Raw genomic sequence first — 23,448 nt, 5'->3', positions numbered from 1 at the left:
CTAGCTGTGTCGGTCGAACGTGATCGTCCGATCGTCAGTGGTTTCGGCTGTGTCGATGGTGACGGTGACTTCCTGCCCAATTTCGACGTCGTTCGGATCGACATCTCGAAGGATGCCGGTCAGTTTCACCTGTCCGAACGTCGCGATCGCCGTGACGTACGGCGCATCGTCTTCGAACTGTGGCGTTGGAACGGCGACAGTCGTGTGAGTGACGATCGAACCCGTTTCGGGCAGTTCCACCCGCTCTAACTCTCGGTCACCGCAGTGTGGACAGACACGCCGAGGCGGGACCAGCGCGTGGCCATCCGCACACTCATAGTAGTAGCCATCGCCGGCCTCGAGTGCGTCGAGGAACGCGTCGTAGCTCCCATCCTGTGTGTCCGTCATCGTGTCACCTCCAGAACGTGTACGGCTGCACTGGCAACCGTCCCACCCGCGTTGTGTGCGAGGCCGACGGTGACATCCTCGCCGACGGCATCGGCTCGTGGATGAGTGCCGGTCAGCAGATTCCTGACGGCTGCGACCTGTGCTGCGCCGGTTGCGCCGACGGGGTGGCCCTTCGCTTTGAGTCCACCTGAGAGGTTCACTGGGAGGTCGCCGTCGCGGCACGTCTCGCCGCGTCGGGCTGCCCCAATCGCTTCTCCGTAGCTGTAGAGCCCGAGCCCCTCGAGGGCGAGCACTTCGGCGATCGTAAAGCAGTCGTGGACTTCGACGAGGCCGACGTCGTCGGGGCTGATCCCCGCGTCGTCGTAGGCCTCCTCGGCAGCATCGCGTGTCGCTGGGGCCGTTGCGAGCGACTGGCGATCCTGCAGGGCCATCGTATCGCCGCCGTGGCCCGAGCCCGTGATCGCAACGCCACTGTCGAGGCCGTGTTCCTCGGCGTAGGAGGGTGACAGTAAGACGAGTGCGGCTGCCCCGTCACTGATCGGACAGGCATCGTACAGCGTGAGTGGGGCCGCGATTTCTGGTGACTCGAGGACGTCGTCGACGGTAATTTCCTCTTGGAGGTGGGCGTGGTCGTTGACGAGTGCGTTGTCGTGATTCTTGACGGCGATGTGAGCGAGGTCCTCGCGCTCGCCGCCGAACTCGTCGAAGTACGCTCGTGCCATCAACGCGTACGCTGCGGGGAACGTGACGCCGGATCGAATCTCGAAGAGATCGTCGGCGGCACGGGCCAATCCGTCGGTTGCCCCGGCAGTTCCCATGTTGCTCATCCGTTCCATTCCACCCGCGACGACGACATCTGCCTCGCCGCTTCGGACCGCACGGACTGCATCTCGAATCGCGAGGCCACTCGAGGCACACGCGCTTTCGACCCGTCTAGACGGGGCGGTCGTCCCCAGCGCTTCGGCTGCCAGCGGCCCCTGATGGCCCTGATTTTCCGCAAGCGTCCCGATGAAGTTGCCGTAAAACACCTCGTCGATGTCCTCGGGACCAAGCCCGGCATCGTCGAGCGCAGCGAGCCCGGCTTCTGCAAACATATCTCTCCCTCTCCGATCGGGGAACGTTCCGAACGCAGTCATCCCTGTTCCGGCGACGAATGCCTTCGACATTATCTACCACGCTACAGTTGGGCAGACAGGACTATATGTGTATCGAACGGCTCGCGATAGCCAGCGGGGCCGACAGTGAGATCTGTCGAGTCGGCACACTTATTGGGTTGCTCGGAACAGACACTGGTGATGGACGTAGAGACGATCGACCGCGTCGGCGTTATCGGCGCGGGAACGATGGGTAGTGGTATCGCACAGGTCGCCGCCACACACGGCTACGACGTCGTGATGCGCGACATCGAACAGGAGTTCGTCGAGAACGGCTTCGAGACGATCGACGACAGTCTCGGTCGACTCGTCTCGAACGAGACGCTCACCGAAGACGAGGCCGCAGCCGTTCGCGACCGAATCACTGGCACGACCGAACTCGAGGACCTCGCAGACTGTGACCTCATCGTCGAGGCCGCGCTCGAGGATCTCGATATCAAACGTGATATCTTCGGCGACCTCGACGAAATCGCAGCCGACGACGCCGTGCTCGCGACGAATACGAGCACGCTCTCGATCACGTCGATCGCCGCAGCGACGGAGCGACCAGAGTCGATCGTCGGACTGCACTTCATGAATCCCGTGCCGGTGATGCCAGGTGTCGAAATCGTCGTCGGCGAACAGACCAACCCCGAACTCGTCGACATCGCCCACGAGTTCGCCGAGGACCTCGGGAAGACGACCTGGGAGTCGGACGACAAGCCCGGCTTCGTCACGAACCGGATTCTCATGCCCTGGATCAACGAGGGCATTCGCGCGTTCGACGAGGGTGTTGCGACGAAAGAGGATATCGACGCGGGGATGGAACTCGGGACGAACGTGCCGATGGGCCCGCTGACGCTCGCCGACCACATCGGCCTCGATATCTGTCTACATGCCACGGAAACGCTTCACGAGGAACTCGGCGATCGGTACAAACCGGCCTATCTCCTCAAGCGGAAGGTTGAAGCAGGCGAACTCGGCAAAAAGACCGGGTCGGGCTTCTACGAGTACGAATAACGTCGCCTCGAGCGATTCGAAGTGGGCACCCCGTCCGCTCCTACCGTTTGAGGTGGCGGGCGATGATCTTTTTCTGAATCTCGGACGTTCCTTCGTAGATCGTGGTGATCTTGGCGTCGCGGTAGTAGCGCTCGACGTCGAAGTCCTTGGTGTAGCCGTAGCCACCGTGGATCTGGACGGCCTCGTTTGCGACATCGACTGCTGCCTCGCTGGCGAAGTATTTGGCCATCGCCGCAGCCTTCGCTGCGACGCCGTCCTCGTTCTTGCGCGCGGCATCACGGGTCAGCAGACGGGCCGCCTGCACGTCGGTCTGCATATCGGCGAGTTTCTGGCTGATCGCCTGATGTTCGATGATCGGCTCGCCGAACTGCTCGCGCTCGTTGGCGTACTCGACCGAATCGTCGAGTGCCGCCTGTGCGACGCCGACTGCCTGACTCGCGATCGCCACACGGCCGCCAGTCAGGATCGAGAACGCGGCTTTGAGCCCGCGTCCGACCTCTGTCAGGCGGTTTTCGGCCGGAATGCGAACGTCGTCGAAAATGAGCGTCGTCGTGTCGCTCGCTCGAAGGCCGAGTTTGTCCTCCTTTTTGCCGACCTCGAGTCCCTCGACGTCTTTCGGCACGAGGAACTGGGTGACGGTGTCGGGGTCGTCGCGATCGGTTTTGGCAAAGAGGATGACGACGCCGGCGCGCTCGCCATTGGTGATCCACTGTTTCTTGCCGTTGATGACGTACTCGTCACCCTCGAGTCGGGCTTCGGTCGACATCTCGGCGGGGTTCGAGCCAGCGTCGGGTTCCGAGAGGGCGAATGCGCCGACGGGACGGCCCTGTGCCATCTCCGGGAGCCACTCTTCTTTGTGGGCTTCGGAGCCGAACTGGCGGATACACGAGGTTGCGAGACAGTGAACCGACAGCGCCGTCGCAACGGCGAGGTGGCCGTAGGCGAGTTCTTCGTTGATGATGCTGTAGGTGAGTTCGTCGACGTCGAGACCGCCGTACTCCTCGGGCACCGTCATGCCGGTAAAGTCCAGTTCCGCGAGCCCGTCCCAGACGTCTTCCGGGAATTTCTGGTTCTCGTCGGCATCGTGGACGTCGGCTCCGACCTCGTTTGCGACGAAATCCTGCACCGTGTCCTGAATGAGCTGCTGTTCGTGCGTAAGCTCCATACCTCGCTATTCGAGAGTAGACTACTAAAGGGTGCGATCCGTCGGCGAATAGATACATAAAAATGGTTGCTCTCCCGTACAGCTACCACGGATGACACACATCGAGTCACGAGAGGCAGCAGTCGCGCGTATCGACGACGGCGACACCGTCGGCATCGGCGGCTTCGTGGCCGTCGGCATTCCGGAGTATTTGCTCGAGGCACTCGGCGAGCGCTACGCGGAGACGGGCACACCGGGCGATCTCACACTGTATCACCCGGCTGCAGAAGGCGACCGACAGGGGAACGGTATCTCTCATCTCGTTCAGGACGGCATGATCGAGCGGACGATTGCCAGCCACTGGGGCTTTACACCGGATCTGATGGAGCGAATCGTCGAGGAGGACGTCGAGGCGTACAACCTCCCGTTCGGTGCGATGGATCACATGCTTCGGGATACGGCTGCGGGCAAGCCCGGAACGATTACGAACGTTGGACTCGGCACCTTCGTCGACCCACGACAGGACGGGGCGAAGGCCAACAACAGCACGACCGAGGATATCGTTGACCTCGTGACCCTCGACGGCGAGGAGTATCTGTTCTATCGGTCGGTCCCCATCGACGTCGCGGTTATCCGGGGAACGACCGCCGACGAGAACGGCAACATCACGATGGAACGGGAGGCCCTCGAGTCGAACGTGCTGGCGATGGCACAGGCGGCCCACAACTCTGGTGGCACCGTGATCGCGCAGGTCGAACGTGTCACCGAAACGGGCACCCTCAACCCACGGTCAGTCGCCGTGCCTGGCGTTCTCGTCGACTCAGTCGTCGAGGCTCCGGCCTCACACCACCCACAGACGTACGCCGAAGCGTACAACCCGGCCTACAGCGGCGAGATCAAGCCACCCGCAAGCGACTCGCCGGACGATGCACCGCTTTCAGCACGAAAGATCATCGCCCGACGGGCCGCGATGGAGCTCTCGAGCGATGCGGTCATCAACCTCGGCGTCGGGGTCCCCGAACTCATCCCCGCGGTCGCAGCGGAAGGTGGCATCAACGACGAGATCACTCAGACCGTCGAGTCCGGTCCGGTCGGTGGCTCCGCTTCGGGTGGGATCAGCTTCGGGACCGCGACCGGACACGAGGCGCTCGTCGCCTCCACCCAGCAGTTCGATTTCTACGACGGCGGCGGCCTCGACTTCGGCTTCCTTGGAATGGCTCAGGCCGACCCGGCCGGAAACATCAACGTGAGCCGCTTCGGCTCGCAACTGCCCGGCTGTGGTGGCTTCATCAACATCACCCAAAACGCCGAGACGGTCGTCTTCTGTGGGACGCTGACGACCAACGGTCTCGAACTCGACGTCGGCGACGGCGAACTCACGATCGAACGCGAAGGCGACCAGCCGAAGTTCATCGACTCCGTCGAACAGATCACCTTCAGCGGCGAGTACGCCCGCGAGGTTGACCAGCCAGTTCGGTACGTCACCGAACGCGCCGTCTTCGACCTTCGCGAGGACGGGCTCACGCTTGTCGAGGTCGCACCCGGCATCGACCTCGAGGCAGACGTCCTCGACCAACTCGAGTGCACACCAGCGGTCGCAGACGACGTCGCCGAGATGCATCCAGATCTCTTCCGGGCGGAGCCGCTCGACCTGACCGAGTACGTCGACTGATCGCGACCCGCGAGATCGCCCGTCTTCTTTTGTGGCTGCCGTCGGGTGGGTCATGGATCAGTATCGTTAACAGCTCTCGGGAGAGAGTGACGACCGATATGGCTTCGTACGAGAACCTCTCCGTCGACCACGACGACGGGGTCGCAACGGTAACGCTCGACAGCACTGCCGGTCGGAACGCACTCTCCCTCGAGATGGCGAACGAACTGGTGTCGGTCGCGACGACACTCGGTGAGGACCCAGAGACCCGATGTATCGTGCTGACTCACGAGGGGACCTTCTTTGGCTCCGGCGCGGATCTCTCGCAACTGTCGGGCGACGGCTCCGACGCTCCCCACCTTCGGGAACTGGCCGGTCGCGCCCACGAAGCGATCGTCCAGTTCCACCGGGCGAAGACGCCCGTCATTGGGGGAGTCAACGGCATCGCCGCCGGGATCGGCTTCAGCCTCGCACTGATGCCGGATCTGGTCGTCCTCGGCGAGGACGCAACCCTGAAGTTCGCCTATCCGGGCATTGGACTGACGGGAGACGGCGGCGCGACCTTCTTCCTGCCACGACTCGTCGGGCTCCGAAAAGCGAAAGAGATCGTCCTCCGCGATGAGGCCATCGCTCCCGACGAAGCCGTCGAGATGGGGCTCGCGACCGAGGTCGCACCCGCCGACGAGTTCGACGAGCGACTCGAGTCGCTCGCGTCGGAGCTGGCAGCCGGCCCAACCCACGCGCTCGGCACGGCGACCCAACTGCTGACCGACAGCTACGAACGCGGCCTCGAGGGGCAGTTGGCTGTGGAAGCTGATGCAATCGCCGAGGCATCGAAGACTGACGACTACGAAATCGGACTCGAGGCCTTCTTCGGCGACGGCGACCCCGAGTTCGTCGGTCGGTAGGATCGAAACACACCCGGACTCAACAGATCACATCCGCAGAATGATTTATCAGGATAAACCCCAAACGTTGGGATATGCATCTCGGCCTGGTAATCCCACGAACTGGCGAACACGACCCGACTGATCTCGCAATCGACGCGGAACAACAGGGGTATGACTCCGTCTGGATGGGAGAGCTCTGGGGGACGAGCTCCGTCGTCAAACTCGCAGAGATCGCCGCGATGACCGACGAGGTTGAGATCGGGACGGCCATCGTGAACGTCTTTTCGCGGACACCGGCCGTCCTCGCGATGACCGCAGCGACGCTCGATCAGGTCTCGGATGGTCGTGCGTCGTTCGGCGTTGGAACGAGTACGCCGACGGCTGTCGAAAACATCCATGGTATGGAGTTCGAACGACCGGTTCGTCGCTCCCACGAGACGATCGAGATCATTACGAAAATTCTGCGCGACGACGAGCCAGTCGACTACGACGGCGAACTGCTCAGTGTCACCGGGGTTCCGCCGGTAAACGCCGACGTTCCAGTCTATCACGCGGCGCTCGGCCCGGCCAACCGACGCGTTGTCGGGCGACTTTGTGACGGCTGGATGCCCCACAACATCCCGTTTTCCGAACTCGAGAACGCCTTCGAGGTCGTCGAGCGGACGGCACGTGAGTCCGATCGTGACCCGGACGAGATCACGATCGCACCCTATGTTCCGGCAGCAGTCAGCGACGACGCCGATGAGGCCTACGACGCCGTTCGTGGCCACATAGCCTACTACGTCGGCAGCGGCAAAGGCTACCAAAATGCGGTTTCGACAGTGTTTCCGGACGAAGCCGACCGTATCGCCGACGCGTGGCAGGCGGGTGACCGCGGGGAAGCGACGGGCCTCGTGACGGACGACATGGTCCACGAACTCGGCGTTGCAGGAACACCCGACGACGCGTGCGACCAGCTCAGTGAACTGGTTGCTGAGACGGCGATGGACCGGCCACTCGTGACGATTCCGGAACAAGCCGCCGACGATCTGGCAGAAGACACGATCGACGCACTCGCACCGGTTTCGGACTCGTAACCGACCTCGAGTACGACGATCGAATCCCGACAAACCGTTAGACGTAGTCCAGATTCACCTGCGTAACGTTTGCGGCCCGCTGGATGACATCCGCGATTTCGTTGCGCCGTGTCTCGTCGATCCGACTCTGTGGGCCACAGACACAGATCGAACCGCGGACCTGATCGCTCTTATCGAGGATCGGTGCGGCGATACAGACCATGCCCGCGATCCGTTCTCCCTCGTCGATTGCATACCCCTGCTGGCGAACGGACTCGAGTTGCTCGAACAGGACTTCGGGATCGGTGATCGTTCGAGAGGTGACTGCAACGAGCCCCTGCCGATCGATGATGTCGTCCACTCGATCGGCAGGCATGTACGCAAGCATCGCTTTTCCCGGCGCGGTCGCATGGAGGGGCATTCGAGCACCCGGATACGCGAACAGATTGATGGCATCCGGCCCCTCCTGAACGGCAAGAATAACGGCCTGATCGTCCTCCTCGATCAGTAAGGTGGCGTGTTCACCGGTCTCCGCTGCAACGTCCTCGAGTTCATCACGGACTGCTTTGAACACCTCTAAGCGATGGCGCTGCCGATGGCCGACCTCGAGAAACCGCGTCGTCGTCTGGTACGTCTTTTCGTCAACAGTTATGTACCCTGTTTCGACGAGTGCTTGCAGGTAGTCGTGTACCGTGCTGACTGGCATGTCGAGCCGTTCAGCGAGATCTGAAACGCCCCCACTACCGTTTTCTGCAAGTTCATCAACGAGTTTGAACGCCCGTTCGACCGACCGATTTGATGTCCCTCCCATAACCGGGAAGACAACTGCCAGCCACACAAAGCTTTCGGCTCTGCCGGATGGGTTTTCGGAGGCGTGTTCGTTGGGATGTTCGTATACCACACTGATTTTCGTGATGATATTCGATTAGACGGTCGAAAACGACCTCGAGTCGGCTAGAAATTATGAATTTGTAAATACATGGTAGTCGTTAACATGATACTACTGCACCCAGGCTGTTCCGGCGGAGTCGAATCACCTTCAGGAGATTATATTCTTTTAATATATTATTAGTCAGCGCCATCGCGGGCGGAGTAAAACTCGAGATCCGATGTGGTTTATATACTAACCCGTCATAAGAACCGCCTCACGCACTCTTTTCTCTAACTCACCCAACAGTTTGTCGGCAGTATTGTTGACAGATGTTTCCGGCATAGTCGAAATAGCTTTCAGACGTAATACGGGCCGTATAACCACGCCTAGCCGTAAATACGTACAATAAGCGGATATCTGCTCCCGATATCATTTCGGTATATTCGAAATAGTTCCCGAGCGAACTGCAGAATCGTGTCTCAGCGTGCGACGATCGCCACCGAACGTTACAAGCATACTCGTGTAATTCAGCCCGGCCAGCATCGCGCTGGCGCGGCTGACTCGTCTCCGAACCGAATACCTTTCGACCCCGTCGCTAGATGTCTGTAATCACACCGTGTGCTCCTTCAACCGCCTGTGCGTCCTCCTCCAGCAGCGCAACGACGAGATACGGTACGTGGGACTCGAAGTACTCGACCAGCGCTGCGATGCGCTCGGCATCGATCGCTTCGAGCGAGTCGAGGAGCATGAACGGAACGGTTTCGTAGACGTCGTGGACGAGATATCCCGCCAGGGCAAACACGAGGCCAGTTACTTCCCGTTCACTCTCGCTTAAGTGATCGATCGTGTCCTCGTAGGCCGCTCCGTCGTCGGTACTGCGCACGATTTTGAGGTCGAACGACGACCGCGAGACTTTGCGACGACCTTCTCGAACCTCACGTGTCGTTCGGTCGATCCAGATTCGATCGAGATTCTCGTAGCGAAGGGTCTCGAGGAGGTTCTCCATGTGCTCGTTGAACGCATCGACTGCGTCCGCTTCGATCTGGTCGATCCGGGTTCGAAGCGTCGTCAACTCGTCAGTCACGTCCTCTCGGCGAGCCTCGAGTGCCTCGCGTTCGTCGAGACGACTTTCGATCTCGGCGATCTCGTCTTCAATCTCGTCACGCTCGCGTTCTTTTCGCTCGAGTTTGAACTCGAGTTGATTGACCTCCTTGTGTTGTTCGAGCACGCCGCTTTGCTCTTCGGTTTCGAGGTCGTCGATCTCGGCTTCGAGCGCATCAATCTCCTCGGTGAGTTCCTCGCGCTCCTCGGTCAGCTCTTCGATCCGATCGGTCCGCCGATCGATCTCGTCGTCGATCGACTCGAGGCGGCGCTGTGTCTGCTGGTACTCGGTACGGTTCTCATTGATCGTAGACAGGGTCTCCCGACGCTCGTCGAGATCGGCACCGATCTCGGACCGTTCCTCGAGTCGCTCCTGTCGAGCGGTTCGGAGCTGATCGATCGTCGTTTCGATCTGGTCTCGGGCGACCGACGAACCACACGTCCAGCAGGTGACTGTCTCCGAGTCATCGAGTAACTGGTCCGTCAGCGGCCCATCGTCGGCTTTGGTTGCATCCCCGAGGAACGAATCCGGGTCCTCGAGGAGCTGTTCGTTGAACTGAATGGTGCTCTGAAGCTGGGAGATCTCTTCGGAGAGGTCGGCTTTCTCGGTTTGGAGCGTTTCGATTTCCGCCTCGAGCCGTCCGATCTCCGTCTCGTCGCCCGTCGAGAGCGAGCCGAGGCGATCCTGAACATCGTCTCGTTCGTCCTCGAGTGCCTCAATACTCGCACGCTCGGTCTCGATTCGATTGCGAGTGCGTTCGATCTCGGCTCTCGTGTCGCGTACAGCGTTGAGTTTGGTCTCGAGTTCGGACTGCTCCTCTCGTCGTTCTTCGACGTCGACGTTCGTTTCATCGAGTGTCGCCTGTGCGTCCTCGAGTTCTGCTTCGAGGGTCTCGATCTCGTCGGTCACTCGCTTTCGTTTGGCTTCGAGATCAGGGAGTCGGCCTTCGAGATTGTCCAGTTGTGTGAGCTGGTCGTCGAGGTCGCGCTTTCGTTGCTCGTGTTGTTCGATCTCCGATTGGATCGCAGCGGTATCGACCGGGCGCATGATCAGTTCGCGCAGGTCATCGCCGCGAGCGACGGCCTGTCGTGCCTCGTTTGACTCGAGCAGGAAGGCAAACAGATCTGCAAGCTCCGGGTCCTCGAGATATGGCTCGCCGTCGGTGACGATCGTGCCGTTTCGACGCTCCAGCGTTCGTCGGTAGGTTTCGTCGCCGAACTCGAGCGTTGCGCTGCCTTCCGCTGCATCGGCTTTGAGGCTGACCTGATTACTGCCGAGTGCGGCCATGATCGCCTGCAACAGCGATGTTCGGTTCGTCGCATTGCGACCGGAAAGGACGGTCACACCCTGCTGAAACGACACTGCCGTTTCATCGATACCACCGATATTATCCACCTCGAGCGTTGCCTCTTCCGGAATGGGTTGTTGCTTCGTGTCCAAACGATGTTCCATACTACGCTGTTTCGGCTCCTGACAGATAGGTATTACCACTCCAGTCTCACGGATGATACACTGGCGATCACCAAGCAGATGCCAATCAGAAATTACGCTCGGATAGTGTCTTATTCGTAACAATCACACGCTCGCTCATCGAGCAGTTCCCTGACTGTATACTCCTGAAAACACTCCTCACATGTGACTGTAATCGAGACGGTAACACTGTGTTCACCCATCTCAACGATCCCGTTCCGCTTGAGTTGGGAAATGGTATCTGCCGTGACCGCGGCGGTTCGGTTCTGGAGGGCACCGAGTTTTTCTACGCTTCGCTCGAGGCGCTCCTCGTCGCTTGGCGTTTCGAGTGAGGTCTCAAGACAGTCTGTCAGATGATTGTACACCGTCTGATGAGAGACGAAATCAGATTCGACCTGTTCGACAGGGACACCGTCACGCTCGAGTTCGGTTCGCGTCTGTACCTGTGTCCGGCTGCTGACATCAGTGTCCGTGAGCAACCGGTACGTGTTTTCGACTTCACCTTCTTTGACAGCGACGCCGGCCGTCTGGAGTGCGGACTCGAGGACACGCTGATTAACGTACGTCGCGAGTTCACGGGTACTGTACTGCTCTTCGGACTCGCCAGTCCAGTACGCAATGAGATCTGCATCGAGACTCGAGAGATCATATCGATCTGCAACTCGTCCGATTTTACAGCACGGCCTCTCGGACTCCGAGGAGTTAGTTTGATCAGCCATGAGGTATTGTACTGGACCCTACATAAAAAGCACTTCGAAGCGTACAGGCGCTCGATCACGCCTCCAACTACAGAAGGCGATTGATACGGTCGACTGTCGGCACGGCCCGCCGCGTACCGCCCGTGATCGGAACAGCACCCAAACCGGTTTACACTGATACTCGCGTAAATTCTAGATATTTAACTGATACTATAGTAGATACATAAGCAATATTGAATAGTTTCTTTCCCGTATTTTCCTCTTGAACTGCATTCCGAGACCGATTGAGACGGTGGAGGAAACCAAGTCATAGTCGAATCCTGTCCCCGAAAAGCCTATATTTGAAGTGTATATCGGTGAGCTGTGACTGGCTCGGATCGCTCCCCGTTAGAATCCGAGACGAGTAAGCTGCATTCAAAAGCATACATATTCTGCTAATTTTGTAGAATCATAAATCATATTAGTAGTATTTCTCACCCTTCGTTTCCGGGAGTTGCTGTGTGGGGTGTTGTTTCGAGTCACCGAGACAGCAATCGGCCAAAGTCGAACGGGGAGTCGTTTCCGGCACGACGAAAAACCAGCAGCCGCGCTGTCCGACAGGAGCCATGGTATCCGTCGAATTATTCCTCGTACAGCCGTCGTGCAAACGGACACTGACGAAAGCGGGCACTGGCTACGGTAGTTCACGGAGTGTTTCAGGAGTTCCAAGGACGTACAGCCGATCACCAGCGTGTACGGTTTCGTTGTCTGCTGGACGCGTCATGATCTCATCACCTCGTTCGATGACGACAACAGTTCCCGGAACCCAGCCGACGAATTCGCTCTCGAGCGGTCCATCCGAGACGACTGTCGTCGTTACAACGGTTTCATCAGCCGTTCGAATCGCAGAAACGAGGTCGCTGGCATTGGACGGAAAATCCGACCGGATCGTAAGCTGATACGCAGTCTCGGATGTGAACACCGTGCTATCGTCTTCATCGACGACGAGTGTCGCAACTGTGCCCGAACTAGCGCGAAACGTTCCGGTCGCGACGAGGTGACTCGAGTCGGCATTGGTCGTCCAAACTTCGACCGGGTCGCCAGCGCTCACGAGCGGCGGACACGCAGTCCGAATCGCGACAGCACTACGGCCGGGTGGGAGCGTCGCACCGAGACCAGACGACTGTCTGCCAACGGCGAGTGTCTCGACGGTTCCATCAGCACCGAACTCGAGATCAACGTAGTCGATACCGAAATCGTCCTTCAACCGCCGTCGAAGCCGTTCTCTGCGTTCATCCGGTGACAGATGCCGTGCCAGTAGCATTTCCCGTCCCTCGAGTCGTCGTTTGACAGCACCACTAACGGGCAGATAGCCGTCTGCATCGTCGACCGTCTCCGGAAGGCTCAGGACAACTGCAAGCCCAGCCGAACGAATACGGTCTGCGGCTGGGCCGGACGCCGCAAGTCGAGAGATCCCGAAGACATCACACGCGAGGTGATCACCAAGTCGATACCCACCTGTCGCAAGGATGGACCCCATCGCCACCACACCGAGCAGATAGATCCCAGTCGTGTGATGAGAAAGCGGCGAATCAGCGACGATCACCCCTCGACGCCACAGTTTGAGGGTGAGCCACGTGAGCGGAACCGCGAGCCCAGCAAGCACCACCGGACCGCGGACCAGCCGTCGGGTCGTCCGAGCACGATAGCCGAACGCGAGCCCTGTCGCAGCAAGTCCCGCAAGCAGTCCGTATCCGAGGATACCGATGGCAGCCGTTCGCGTCCACTCGAGTGTCAGGTCCAGCGTCGCGAGTGTGACCACACGCAGTTGAGCCTCGAATAGCAGCAAAATAATGGTATCACCCATCAACAGCTCACCTCTGTCGTCGGCCGCGTGCGCTCGAGCGACTCCAACGCCGTCATCGCAGTGCCGACGAGGAACGCCTCGGCACCGACCTCGAGTGCATCAGCAGACGGGTCGAACGTCCATGGGTTCCGGGAGGCCTCCAGGGGATCGACTCCCGATCGCACGGCGATTGCGTCGATATCGACAGTATCGTCGAGAACGGCCTCTCGAATCGGTGTCGTGATCGTCACCCGCTGAATCGTTGCTCCGTCTCGTTCGAGCAGCGAAACCGCATCGGATACGTGGCTCGTCCGCTGTGGGGTGACGACGAGCCGAACTGAATCTGCCTCGAGAATGCCAGCCGCGTCCGGCGTCGGGACTGCGAGAAGAACGGATTCCTCGAACTCAACCGCTGGTGTCAGATGTGTATCACCAACAGGATCTGCCTCGTCGGCAGCGAGTCGGAGGACGATCCCACGAGCGGTCGTCGCTGCCGTCGAAACGAGGATTTCGTCACCAGCACCGAGCCCTGCTGGAACGAGCGCTGTAACTGAGACGGCTCGCCACCCCGACGGCACGTCCGTCGCGAGGTCGTCTGTCGGCGGGGCTGCAGTGATCGTCACACGGCCGCGACCATCGATCGCGGTGTCGACGGCTGCGAGGTTGAAGTTCGTTCGAAGCCGATCCTCGAGTCGCGTCTCGAGTGTCGAAAGCGGCACGTCAGCCGGGAGTCGCCACCGTCCGTTTTCGAGTGTCGTTCGAAGCGACGATCCGAGAGGTGGATACCCCTGATACGCTCGAACGCGGCCCGCAGGTCGGACCGTGAGTTGGCCAGCGGCATCGATATCGTCGATTGCGTCGGCCGAGAGCGTCTGTGTTCGGACAGTCGGTCGTGCGGTCGTTCGTGGTAACTCGTCGGCCAGCTGACGCCCGGCGCTGTCAGCGTACAGCGTGAGCGCAAAGACAACGACGGCACCGACCGAGAGCCGTGGAAGCTGGGCCGTCGTTAGCTGTGTCAGTTCCATCGAAGCCGCAACAAGTCCGGCAACGGCGACAGCACTCACACTGGCGAGTACGCCGAGCGAGGGATCGATCGGGGTGTTGCCCACGACAACGCGACCAAAGCCAACGAGCCCCGCAAGTGGGAGTCCGAGCAGCAACCCGAACGAGAGTCCCAGCACGATCTCGAGAGGCGTGGTCATCAGAAGTCCGATGCGACCCGGATTTCGGGGTTCGGTTGTTCGTCGATGTAGTTGCTATCCGACGGTGGGATAACCTCGAGTTCGATCGTGCCGAGATCCTGGTCGGCACGCAGGCTCTGATCGCCGTCGAAGTTGAGGACTGCCTGATGGGGTTTGAGCTCATAATCCCCCGAAAGCGAACTCGGTTCTTCGTCTGTCTTCGCCTGAACGACACCGTCTAACTGAGCAGAGCCTGCGGTCGCGATGACAGTTGCGTTCTCGACGTTATTGCCGTTCTCGTCGATCACGGACACCAGAACTTCACCATCCACACCGCCTTGATCTGCTTGAATGAGTTCGTCGTCTTCGATCTGGATAGTCACCTCCGTGTCGCCGACATCGCCGATACCGCCGAGCATATTCAACATCAACGCCAGCGCCGCGACACCGACGACAAGCGCGATTACAAGCCGGATCGGTAACCCTTCGATCGCACGGTCGTCCCGAACAAACGAGCGGTGTGGCCACGGTTCCGAACTGGAGTCGTCTGTCGTCGTCCGTTTCGAAGTCATATCCCAGTTGGGCTCGCTTTCATTTGTAAACTCTGGGCCGAACGTTCAAATAGCAAGCCGAACCGAGTGGGTGCCGTGAGTTTCGTACTCGGCCGCGGCGACAGAGACAGTGGACCAGTCGGGCATCTCGGACGCTATCGTGCGCTGGACGGCACCAGTGGCGCACCGCTTTACTGTGATCTCGATGGGCCACACGCGGTGACGATTGTCGGGAAACGCGGCTACGGAAAGTCGTATACGATGGGTGTTCTCGCGGAAGAACTCGCGAAAATAGCCGGGCTCGCACCAGTTATCATCGACCCGATGGGTGCGTTCGAAACACTCGCGGAGCCGAACACGGCTGTCGAACGTGACGACGAGATTCCGGCGACGGTGATCAACGATCCGACCGTCAAACCAACTGCGCTCGATCCACGGTCGTGGTGTGGCTTACTTGGCCTTTCGCCTGAACAGGGTGCTGGAGGACTGGTCTGGCAGGCCGCACAGCAGTCGTCAACGATCGCCGAAATGCGGACACGGATCGACGACACCGACGCCCCGCTGGTCGACAAACGTGCTGCGCGAAATCACCTTCGACTCGCAGACACGTGGGATGTCTTCGACGCGACAGGCCTCGAGGCAGCCGACCTTGCCGGTCCGGAGATTACGATCATCGATATCTCCGGCCTCGAGAGCGCACCGATGAACGCAGTCTGTCGGGGCGTCGCCGAAGCACTGTACCGGGCACGCGTCACCGAGACGATTGCGCGCCTGCCGTGGCTGTTGCTCGATGAGGCCCACACCTTCTTTTCGGGAGTCGCCGAACCCGCACTCGAGCGCATTTTGACGCGTGGTCGTGCCCCCGGCGTGAGTCTCGTCGCTGCAACACAGCGTCCGAGCGCCGTTCCTGAACTCTGTCTCTCGCAGTCGGACCTCTTGTTCGCACATCGACTGACCGCCCAGTCAGACCTCGAGGCGCTTGCAGCGAGCCAGCCGACGTACATGAACGGCTCGCTAGCCGATGCCGACCGGTTGCCGGACGCACCTGGCGAGGTCGTCGTGGTCGACGATTCGACGGAGACGGTCCACGCAGTACAGATACGTACGCGCGAGACAGCCCACGGCGGCGACAGTCCGCAAGCGAGCGACATCGAGGTTTAAATACGAAGGCGAACCCAGACGGCCCATGTCACGCAGGGACCGGCTCGAACAGCGACTGGCCGCCGTCGAGCGCGTCATCACTGATGGCGACACCGCAATCGACGAACTTGAGGAGTTGGCCACGGTCGCCGCCGACGTTGACCGACTCGAGGAACGCATCGAGACACACGAGCGCCGGATCGCTGCCCTCGAAGGAGAAGTCGATGCCCTCGACGGCTTCGCCGGAAACGTCGAGTCGGTCAATGATGCCGTCGAGCGACAGGCCGACGCCGCCGTGGCTGCTGTCGACCGACTCGAGTACCGACTCAACGAACTCGAGCGCACGATCTACGAGCGTCCACCATCAGAGGCAGCGACCCAGTTCGCATGGACGGACGAAACTCAGAGCAACGAGGAAAACGTATCCCAGCCAGCCAGCGCTCGAGTCGGTCGCGATAACAGAGCGAACGATGACAGCAAGGGAGCTGGAGCGGCCAGTGAGTCGGCGTCCGTCGAACGGACCGCCGAAGACGTTCTCTCTGACGCAGACGCTATCGAGACGACCAACAGCAGTGTGACAGCTGACTCAGCATCCCCAGAACAGGCGGCTGACTCGAGCGAAGGAGCGGGTGTACTGGCCTCGCTTCGGTCGAAGCTCCCGTGATCCGATACGTGCTTGCCGTTGTGCTGACGATCGCACTGCTGGCGGTTGCCATGCCTGTCCTCGACCGTGGATCGACGATGAACACCGAACGAACGGTTGACTCGAGTATCGCAGCTATCGACGACGCAACAACGGCCGTGGCAACCGAGGAGCACTCACCAGCGAGTCATCCCAATCCACAGCGCGTTGTGACGGTGACGGTACCGGCCCGATCAGTGACGACCACCGCTGTCGACCACTTTGAGATCGTTCCTCACGAAAACGGCAGCTTCAGCCACGCTCGGTACGTCCTCGAGGACGGAACGACACGGGAGACGATCATCGACGAACGGGTCGTCTGGCTCGATCCAGCGGACACCGAACCGATCGAGTTCGATGGGCCAGGAGAGTTCGAAGTGGTGCTCACGCTCCACTCGGATTCGAATGGAGATCCCGTTATCGTCGCGAGTCATCCGTGAGTTTATATCAGAATACGCGGCCAGTGTCGCCATGACACAGGACGGGACAACAAACGGGCTTCGTTCGATCATCGATAGGCGGGACATCCGTGGAGTACTCGCCAGTCGTATCGATCGATTCGGCAGCGAGGACGACTCGTCAGGTGGCTGTTCGTGTCACGTGTCGTTCGACGGCGACACACTCGTCCTCGAGGCAAGCGACTGCGACGGCCAGTTGGCGACGGCGGCCGCGTGTCGCCGAACCGTCGTCGACGCGTTAACTGATCGAGACGCGAGTCGGATCGTCGTTCGGAGCAACGGCCTCGAGCGCCAGTATCGTGGCCGTGGCGTCGGCCTCTGCAGTTCAGCCGGCCGGTTCGTCGATCGCCTCGGTGAGCGGAACGACCGACTGACGATGACGGCGCTGGATGACCCACTCGCGATCGCGGACGAAGTGACGATGCGGGTCGGTCCAGTCGCCGATATCGGGATCGACGCTGGACTCACACGCGCTGCGCAGGGACTCGATAGCTACGAGGACGCGTTTTCACCGACCGTTGGACTCACCATCGGTCACTACCGTCTTGACCCATCGATCGGCGACGGAACTCGACTCAGAGACGTGCGAACGCTCGATACGGGCACTGACGTCCGAATTTATACGAGACAGGATGGTGTGCCACACTACGTCCTCGATATCGTCGATCTCTCGCTGACGAGCGCAGAACGGAGACGCCTCGTCGACGGCTACGAAGCGATCGCCGAGGGAGCAGTCGAGGGCGACCGCGTCGCATCGCAAGCGCTCGAGCAGGGAAGCGACGAGTCAGCCGACCCGCTGCTCACCACCGTGCTCAGAAAGCATACGGCAGGCTATGGAATCCTCGAGGATCTGTTTGCGGATCAGCGAGTAAGCGATGTCTACGTCACGTCGCCAGTCGCGCGGAACCCAGTCCGCGTCGTCGTCGACGGCGAATCGATGGCGACGAACGTCTTTCTGACCCAAGACGGTGCACGGGCACTCGCCTCCCGCGTTCGCCGGACCAGCGGACGCGCATTCTCGCGAGCAAATCCGACAGTCGACGCCACGGCAGCTCTCGAGAACGGAACCGGGGTCCGCGTCGCTGGCGTCACCGATCCGGTCGCCGATGGCGTCGCTTTCGCCTTCCGAGAACGCGCGGCCGACCGGTTCACGCTACCGGGCCTCGTCGCGAACGGAACCATGCCAGCCGAGGTGGCAGCGTTTCTCTCGGTTGCCGTCGAACGAAACGCCGCCGCACTGATCGCCGGGACTCGAGGGTCGGGGAAGACGACGTTGCTCGGCACGTTGCTGTACGAACTCACCCCGGGTACTCGAACCGTCTTGATCGAGGACACTCCCGAGCTCCCGGTCGAGGCGCTCCAATCCGTCGGTCGAGACGTACAGGCACTTCGAACCGGAAGCGGTGACGGGCCCGAAATTACACCCAAAGACGCGCTCAAAACAGCACTTCGGCTCGGCGATGGCGCACTCGTCGTCGGCGAGATTAGGGGCGACGAAGCACAGGTGCTGTACGAAGCGATGCGAGTCGGGGCCAACGCGAACGCGGTTCTCGGCACGATCCACGGCGACGGGGCCGGGGATGTCTACGAACGCGTCGTCTCCGATCTAGGCGTCGCCCCGTCCTCGTTCAGCACGACTGATCTCGTGGTCACGGTACAGGCACATCGAACCGCAACCGGGCGAACACGACGGCTTGCCAGCATCGAGGAGGTCGTCACCGACGGTGACGACATCTGGTTCGAGTCGTTGTTCAAACTCGAGGGGACACGGGCCGTTCCAACTGGCCGGATCGACCGCGGTGAAAGCCGGGTCGTCAACCAACTCGCCAGACCGACCGAGACGTACGCCGACGTTCGGGCGGCGATCGACGAACGAGCGACACGGACCGAAACCCTCGCGGATGCTGGGCGAACACGTCCACGGGAGGTGGCCACAGCCTACGCCGGCCGGCGACTCGAGGACGGGTAATCGACGATGGGAGGACTGTCACTCGCGGTGATCATTCGAGGACTCGCCGCGCTCTACCCGTCCGACGTCGATGCCGACAACGACGAGTTGGTGGATGCACTCTCGTTCGTCGGCTCGCCACACGACGCCGAGACGATCGTTCGAGCAGGCTACGGTGCCGGCATCGTCGCAACACTCGTTCCACTGCTACTAGCGCTTACTGGTGCACCACTTCTGTTCGTGCTGTTTTTCGCACTCGTGACGCCGCTTTCGGTGATTCACACCGTCCACTCGATACCCCATATTCAGGCGGCGTTCCATCGAACTGAAGCACTCGGTGCAACGCCGAACCTCATCGGTCGAATCGTCCTTCGCATGCAAGTCCAGCCAGCACTCGAGAGCGCCGTCCGGTTTGCAGCCGACACCGGAACCGGTCCGCTGGCGGACAGCCTCGCCGCGCATACCGACCGGGCGATGGGAACGCCGGAGACGGGGTTGCTCTCGTTTGCAACGGAGTGGGCCGAGTGGTTTCCGGCTGTGCGACGGTCGGCGCATCTGCTTGCGACAGCACAGGAAGCGCCGGAAGCGGAACGGGGACGTACACTCGATCGGGCGCTCGCGGCCGTTCTCAATGGCACGCGAAGCCAGATGGCAGCGTTTACGTCGTCGATCCGAGCTCCGACGAACGGCCTGTTCGCGTTTGGGGTCATGATTCCGCTCGCACTCATCGCACTCGTTCCAGCCATTCCGATGGTTGGCTTTGCGATCAATATCTGGATCATCGTCTTGGTATACAACGTCGTCCTCCCGGCCTGTCTGATCGTCGCAAGCGGCTGGTTGCTCGTTCGCCGCCCAGTCGCGTTTCCACCGCCGAAGGTCGAACACGCCCATCCAGACGTTCCGGATCGACTCTGGCTTCGTGCAGTGTGGGGACTGTTCGCAGGCGTTGGAAGCTACGCGGCGACGGTCACAGTCGGCCCGGCCCATCTCGCACCAGTTGTCGCCGTCGGACTCAGCATTGGCGTCGTTCTGCTGGCCGTCTACAGCCCGATTCTGTCCGTGAGACACTACGTCCGAGATGTCGAAGCACATCTCACTGACGCCCTGTATATCGTCGGCCGACAGGTTGCCGAGGGCGAATCCGTCGAGTCAGCAATTGAGCTCGCGGCAGAGCGCGTCCCAGCCGAAACGGGGACGGTCTTCGAACACGCTGCTGGCGTCCAGCAACGGCTCCACGTCGGCGTAGAGTCGGCCTTTCTCGGGCAGTACGGTGCTCTACGAGACGTCCCCAGCCCTCGAGCTCGAGGGACGGCTGCCCTGCTCGCAATCGCCTCGGACGAGGGAAAACCCGCCGGCCGTGCGATCGTGTCGATGGCCGACCACTTAGAGGAACTCGCCGACGTCGAAGCCGAGACCAAACAGCGCCTCTCGAACGTGACCGGAACGCTCGACAACACGGCTGCGTACTTCGCGCCGCTGGTCGCCGGCGCGACCGTCGGCATGGCAGCGATGATGTCCAACGAGGCGCTGTTCACTTCGGGTACGGTCGATGCAGCCGCCTTCCCGGTCGAATCACTTGCAGTCGTCGTCGGCATCTATCTCGTCATGCTGTGTGGGATTTTGCTACCGCTTTCGATCGCGCTCAAACACGGTGTCGATCGGGCGCTCATCGGCTATCACGTCGGCCGCGCGCTCGTTTCCTCGATGATACTGTACGTCGTGACGGTCGGCGGGATCGGGATCATCCTCTGACCTGCAGCCGGTCAGCACCAGCCTCGCTGCGGAGGTTTACATACGAATCCGCGACCACTCCACGTATGGATTGGGAGGCACCCGCCGATGCATGGTTCGTCTGGGTAGCCGTCGCCCTCGTCAGTGTGGCCGTCGCCGGGCTGGCACTCAGCTTTCCGACGGGGCTGCCACCGGACGCAAATCAAGCTGCGAACACGATCGAACGGACAACGGGAAGCATACACGACGCCAGCGCGTCGTACGACCACGACGCCGACGAGGTCAAATTCGATCGACCTACCGTCTCGTTACGAAACGAGCACGGCACAACGCACTCGAGTCTTGCCTACGGATCGTTCGTCCCCGTTCTCGGCGATGAACGCCTCGAGACGATCGCCCACGGCACACCGATTGAGTCCGAGTACAGCGACGCTCACCAAAGCGACCAGCGAGACGCCGGTGGCGAGTTTCTCGAGGATGTCGTCGCCGCCGCCGAGGACAACGGCGAGTGGCAAACGGCAAACGGCGAACTCGCCGTCCGAACGGTGCGCGTTGAGGCGGGATCAGTGCACGCGGTGTCAGCGCGCGGCACTGCTCCGGATGACCCGAGCGGCAGAAGTTCGTACGCGACCGATGTCTCGATCACACACACCGTCGATCCGGGCCGTGAACTGGAGTTCGTGTTCTCCGGAACGCGCCACGCGAACCACGGCACCGATCCACAAACTCGAGAGGCGACGACAACGGTGCGGGCAGACGAAACCGGGGAAGTCGATATCGAACTCTTTCCGGACGACGAGTCGGATACGAACGCGCTTCGGTACCCGATCGAACTCGAGGTGTCGGTCGACGGCTCGCGGGCGTGCAGCGGAACGCTCGAGCGCGATGGGCGAAGTCGAGATCTCTGTTCGACCGGACCCACAGCCGATGACGTTGCAAGCGACGTCGACTGGCTTACTCGCCATCCCGAAACCGGAGCGTATCACGTGACGATCGTGAGCGCATAGGGCCGAATCAGTATCAGACGGGTCCCGGGTGCGAGTGGCAGACAGACGTGACAGCTCGGGCGGGCCGGCGACCAGCGAAGACAGCTATCACGGACGCCCACGGTGCTGAGGTTCAAAAAGGAAGGCGACCCAGTGTCGGCATGATCGCTATCGCTGGATCGAAAGGCGGCTGTGGCAAGACAGTAACGACGATCGGGCTCACCGAGGCGTTCGCCCGAGCAGGGATGGCATCAGTTGCGATTGATGCCGACCGGCAACTCCCGAATCTCCATGTCACGGCAGGAGTCGACCGCGAGCCGACGCTTGCGGCACTCGAGCCGACTGGGAAACCAACGAACTCGGGCGATACGTCGCCTACAAAGACGGCTACCGAACTCCAGTCGATCGCCCAACGGAGTCCGCGAGCGTCGAACGCAGGGATCGTTCCGGCCCCGACACCGTCGGAACGGGGCGCGATCGAGTCAGTGCTCGAGCGCCTCGAGTCGAAGACGGTCCAGCCGTTTGTCGATTGTCCGTCGGGCGCGGGGCCGGACGTCGTCGAACCGCTGTCGGCCGCCGATGGCGTGATCGTCGTGACGACCGCGACCGAACGCAGCATCAACGCTGCGGAGACGACAGTAGAGATGGCTCGCAGGCTCGAAGTGCCAGTGCTCGGAGCCGTACTGAATCGGTGTGAGACGGTCCCAGATGCGATTGAGTCGTGGGTCAACGTTCCGATACTGGGACTAATCCCCGAGACGGAGACGCCGCTGACGGACGAGGCGACACAGCACGCATACGGAGAGATTATCAAGACGCTACAGAGACGGAATGCGACGGCTCGGACGCCACCGGAGTACGATGACGAGTTGCTTCCGACGGGAATCACTGCGCTCGATCACGCCCTCGGTGGTGGGCTCACGCCGGGATCAGTGGTGGCGTTTTCAGCCCCACCAGCGAGTCAGTCGGAACAATTGCTGTATCAGCTGACTGCACCCCGGGGAACGCTGTATCTCTCGACTGCGCGGTCGAGAGCGAACGTCTGCCGAGCGATCGAATCGACCACAGTGGAGACCGGGTCCCCAACGATCCGCCACCTCACAGGTGCAGACACACTCGAGGACGCGACGGAACTGCTCGAGACACTCCCAGCAGGAGTCACCCTGCTTATCGACCCGATTGCCGGACTCGAGCGCCACGAGAGGCGAGCGTACGTCTCGTTTCTGAACGATCTCAAAGAGCGGATGGTCGAGTGTGAGAGTATCGCCGTGCTACACTGTTTGACTGAGCCGACACCGCCGGCCAATCGAGTAGAGACGATCCATGCCGTCGACGCCGTCTTCGATCTTCAGACGACGATAGCGGAATCCGGTCGAGACGTGAGACACGAACTGTCCGTACGGAAGTTTCGCGCCGACAGTACGATGACGGCGACGATCGAGCTCGCGTTCGACGACTCGAAGCCGATACCGATCGAGCCGGGACTCGAAACAGCGTAAGCGACTCCGGAGACAGAACGATGACG

At 60.9% G+C, this 23,448-nt stretch carries 20 protein-coding genes; 11 read left to right on the top strand and 9 right to left on the bottom strand.

Annotated elements, in window-relative coordinates; translation table 11 throughout:
- Window positions 1–387: a Zn-ribbon domain-containing OB-fold protein gene (locus C495_RS00700; RefSeq protein WP_008159011.1), complete on the bottom strand. Its 387-nt coding sequence runs from the start codon at window positions 385–387 to the stop codon at window positions 1–3.
- A complete protein-coding gene (locus tag C495_RS00695) occupies window positions 384–1,553 on the bottom strand; it encodes a thiolase C-terminal domain-containing protein (RefSeq protein ID WP_008159010.1) in 1,170 nt (389 codons plus the stop codon). The genes C495_RS00700 and C495_RS00695 overlap by 4 nt, the downstream gene beginning before the upstream one ends.
- Window positions 1,554–1,682: 129 nt before the next feature.
- On the opposite strand from C495_RS00695, the gene C495_RS00690 reads away from it, so the two are divergent.
- Complete coding sequence (locus tag C495_RS00690; RefSeq protein WP_008159009.1) at window positions 1,683–2,540, top strand: 3-hydroxyacyl-CoA dehydrogenase family protein; 858 nt, start codon at window positions 1,683–1,685, stop codon at window positions 2,538–2,540.
- 40 nt (window positions 2,541–2,580) lie between these two features.
- Here C495_RS00690 and C495_RS00685 read toward each other — a convergent pair whose 3' ends face one another.
- A complete protein-coding gene (locus C495_RS00685) occupies window positions 2,581–3,705 on the bottom strand; it encodes an acyl-CoA dehydrogenase family protein (protein WP_008159008.1) in 1,125 nt (374 codons plus the stop codon).
- A gap of 91 nt (window positions 3,706–3,796) precedes the next feature.
- Between C495_RS00685 and C495_RS00680 the strand changes: the two genes are divergently transcribed.
- The 3 genes from C495_RS00680 (at window position 3,797) to C495_RS00670 (ending at window position 7,301) form a co-directional block, all read left to right on the top strand.
- Window positions 3,797–5,356: an acyl CoA:acetate/3-ketoacid CoA transferase gene (locus C495_RS00680; protein ID WP_008159007.1), complete on the top strand. Its 1,560-nt coding sequence runs from the start codon at window positions 3,797–3,799 to the stop codon at window positions 5,354–5,356.
- Between the two features lie 98 nt (window positions 5,357–5,454).
- Window positions 5,455–6,243, top strand: a complete 789-nt coding sequence (locus tag C495_RS00675; RefSeq protein ID WP_008159006.1) for an enoyl-CoA hydratase/isomerase family protein — start codon at window positions 5,455–5,457, stop codon at window positions 6,241–6,243.
- 74 nt (window positions 6,244–6,317) lie between these two features.
- On the top strand, window positions 6,318–7,301 hold the full coding sequence (locus C495_RS00670; protein WP_008159004.1) for an LLM class flavin-dependent oxidoreductase: 984 nt from the start codon (window positions 6,318–6,320) through the stop codon (window positions 7,299–7,301).
- Window positions 7,302–7,338: 37 nt separating this feature from the next.
- Here the strand turns inward: C495_RS00670 and C495_RS00665 are convergent, their stop codons facing one another.
- The 6 genes from C495_RS00665 to C495_RS00640 all read right to left on the bottom strand — a co-directional run bounded on the left by C495_RS00665 (window position 7,339) and on the right by C495_RS00640 (window position 14,999).
- Complete coding sequence (locus tag C495_RS00665) at window positions 7,339–8,091, bottom strand: IclR family transcriptional regulator (protein ID WP_008159002.1); 753 nt, start codon at window positions 8,089–8,091, stop codon at window positions 7,339–7,341.
- Between the two features lie 655 nt (window positions 8,092–8,746).
- Window positions 8,747–10,705 carry an archaea-specific SMC-related protein gene (locus tag C495_RS00660; protein ID WP_008159000.1) on the bottom strand — a complete coding sequence of 653 codons (1,959 nt, stop codon included), beginning with the start codon at window positions 10,703–10,705 and terminating at the stop codon, window positions 8,747–8,749.
- 110 nt (window positions 10,706–10,815) lie between these two features.
- The gene (gene rdfA, locus C495_RS00655; RefSeq protein WP_008158999.1) at window positions 10,816–11,442 is read right to left on the bottom strand and encodes a rod-determining factor RdfA; all 627 of its coding nucleotides are present in this window, start codon (window positions 11,440–11,442) and stop codon (window positions 10,816–10,818) included.
- A gap of 652 nt (window positions 11,443–12,094) precedes the next feature.
- Window positions 12,095–13,267 (bottom strand): TrkA C-terminal domain-containing protein, encoded by a 1,173-nt coding sequence (locus tag C495_RS00650; protein WP_152418833.1) that lies wholly within the window; start codon window positions 13,265–13,267, stop codon window positions 12,095–12,097.
- The gene (locus C495_RS00645; RefSeq protein ID WP_008158996.1) at window positions 13,267–14,448 is read right to left on the bottom strand and encodes a hypothetical protein; all 1,182 of its coding nucleotides are present in this window, start codon (window positions 14,446–14,448) and stop codon (window positions 13,267–13,269) included. The genes C495_RS00650 and C495_RS00645 overlap by 1 nt, the downstream gene beginning before the upstream one ends.
- Complete coding sequence (locus C495_RS00640) at window positions 14,448–14,999, bottom strand: DUF7382 domain-containing protein (RefSeq protein ID WP_008158994.1); 552 nt, start codon at window positions 14,997–14,999, stop codon at window positions 14,448–14,450. Before C495_RS00640 ends, C495_RS00645 begins: the two co-directional genes overlap by 1 nt.
- A 75-nt stretch (window positions 15,000–15,074) precedes the next feature.
- On the opposite strand from C495_RS00640, the gene C495_RS00635 reads away from it, so the two are divergent.
- The 7 genes from C495_RS00635 (at window position 15,075) to C495_RS00605 (ending at window position 23,422) form a co-directional block, all read left to right on the top strand.
- Window positions 15,075–16,139, top strand: coding sequence for an ATP-binding protein (locus C495_RS00635; protein ID WP_049890075.1), 1,065 nt, complete (start codon window positions 15,075–15,077; stop codon window positions 16,137–16,139).
- Window positions 16,140–16,164: 25 nt separating this feature from the next.
- A complete protein-coding gene (locus tag C495_RS00630) occupies window positions 16,165–16,782 on the top strand; it encodes a DUF7310 family coiled-coil domain-containing protein (protein WP_008158991.1) in 618 nt (205 codons plus the stop codon).
- A complete protein-coding gene (locus C495_RS00625) occupies window positions 16,779–17,240 on the top strand; it encodes a DUF7311 family protein (protein WP_008158989.1) in 462 nt (153 codons plus the stop codon). Before C495_RS00630 ends, C495_RS00625 begins: the two co-directional genes overlap by 4 nt.
- 31 nt (window positions 17,241–17,271) lie before the next feature.
- Window positions 17,272–19,227, top strand: a complete 1,956-nt coding sequence (locus C495_RS00620; protein ID WP_049890074.1) for a type II/IV secretion system ATPase subunit — start codon at window positions 17,272–17,274, stop codon at window positions 19,225–19,227.
- Between the two features lie 6 nt (window positions 19,228–19,233).
- Window positions 19,234–20,958 (top strand): type II secretion system F family protein, encoded by a 1,725-nt coding sequence (locus C495_RS00615; protein WP_008158987.1) that lies wholly within the window; start codon window positions 19,234–19,236, stop codon window positions 20,956–20,958.
- A gap of 65 nt (window positions 20,959–21,023) precedes the next feature.
- Window positions 21,024–21,944 carry a DUF7283 family protein gene (locus tag C495_RS00610; protein WP_008158986.1) on the top strand — a complete coding sequence of 307 codons (921 nt, stop codon included), beginning with the start codon at window positions 21,024–21,026 and terminating at the stop codon, window positions 21,942–21,944.
- Between the two features lie 140 nt (window positions 21,945–22,084).
- Window positions 22,085–23,422 (top strand): DUF7125 family protein, encoded by a 1,338-nt coding sequence (locus tag C495_RS00605; protein WP_008158985.1) that lies wholly within the window; start codon window positions 22,085–22,087, stop codon window positions 23,420–23,422.
- Window positions 23,423–23,448: the final 26 nt, after the last annotated feature.

Origin of the sequence: Natronorubrum sulfidifaciens JCM 14089, from assembly GCF_000337735.1 — an archaeon.
In the GTDB taxonomy this organism is placed as follows: domain Archaea; phylum Halobacteriota; class Halobacteria; order Halobacteriales; family Natrialbaceae; genus Natronorubrum; species Natronorubrum sulfidifaciens.
Note: the sequence above shows the minus strand (reverse complement) of the source record. Positions and strands in the feature narration are given on the sequence as shown.

Bases quoted from the DNA above. Each gene is read 5' to 3' on its own strand.
- C495_RS00680 (WP_008159007.1), top strand. From the start codon at position 3,797: ATGACACACATCGAGTCACGAGAGGCAGCAGTCGCGCGTATCGACGAC.
- C495_RS00610 (WP_008158986.1), top strand. From the start codon at position 21,024: ATGGATTGGGAGGCACCCGCCGATGCATGGTTCGTCTGGGTAGCCGTC.
- C495_RS00615 (WP_008158987.1), top strand. From the start codon at position 19,234: ATGGGAGGACTGTCACTCGCGGTGATCATTCGAGGACTCGCCGCGCTC.
- C495_RS00645 (WP_008158996.1), bottom strand. From the start codon at position 14,448: ATGACCACGCCTCTCGAGATCGTGCTGGGACTCTCGTTCGGGTTGCTG.
- C495_RS00670 (WP_008159004.1), top strand. From the start codon at position 6,318: ATGCATCTCGGCCTGGTAATCCCACGAACTGGCGAACACGACCCGACT.
- C495_RS00620 (WP_049890074.1), top strand. From the start codon at position 17,272: ATGACACAGGACGGGACAACAAACGGGCTTCGTTCGATCATCGATAGG.
- C495_RS00675 (WP_008159006.1), top strand. From the start codon at position 5,455: ATGGCTTCGTACGAGAACCTCTCCGTCGACCACGACGACGGGGTCGCA.
- C495_RS00650 (WP_152418833.1), bottom strand. From the start codon at position 13,267: ATGGGTGATACCATTATTTTGCTGCTATTCGAGGCTCAACTGCGTGTG.
- C495_RS00690 (WP_008159009.1), top strand. From the start codon at position 1,683: ATGGACGTAGAGACGATCGACCGCGTCGGCGTTATCGGCGCGGGAACG.
- C495_RS00700 (WP_008159011.1), bottom strand. From the start codon at position 387: ATGACGGACACACAGGATGGGAGCTACGACGCGTTCCTCGACGCACTC.
- C495_RS00640 (WP_008158994.1), bottom strand. From the start codon at position 14,999: ATGACTTCGAAACGGACGACGACAGACGACTCCAGTTCGGAACCGTGG.
- C495_RS00695 (WP_008159010.1), bottom strand. From the start codon at position 1,553: ATGTCGAAGGCATTCGTCGCCGGAACAGGGATGACTGCGTTCGGAACG.
- C495_RS00630 (WP_008158991.1), top strand. From the start codon at position 16,165: ATGTCACGCAGGGACCGGCTCGAACAGCGACTGGCCGCCGTCGAGCGC.
- C495_RS00685 (WP_008159008.1), bottom strand. From the start codon at position 3,705: ATGGAGCTTACGCACGAACAGCAGCTCATTCAGGACACGGTGCAGGAT.
- C495_RS00605 (WP_008158985.1), top strand. From the start codon at position 22,085: ATGATCGCTATCGCTGGATCGAAAGGCGGCTGTGGCAAGACAGTAACG.
- C495_RS00660 (WP_008159000.1), bottom strand. From the start codon at position 10,705: ATGGAACATCGTTTGGACACGAAGCAACAACCCATTCCGGAAGAGGCA.
- C495_RS00665 (WP_008159002.1), bottom strand. From the start codon at position 8,091: ATGGGAGGGACATCAAATCGGTCGGTCGAACGGGCGTTCAAACTCGTT.
- rdfA (WP_008158999.1), bottom strand. From the start codon at position 11,442: ATGGCTGATCAAACTAACTCCTCGGAGTCCGAGAGGCCGTGCTGTAAA.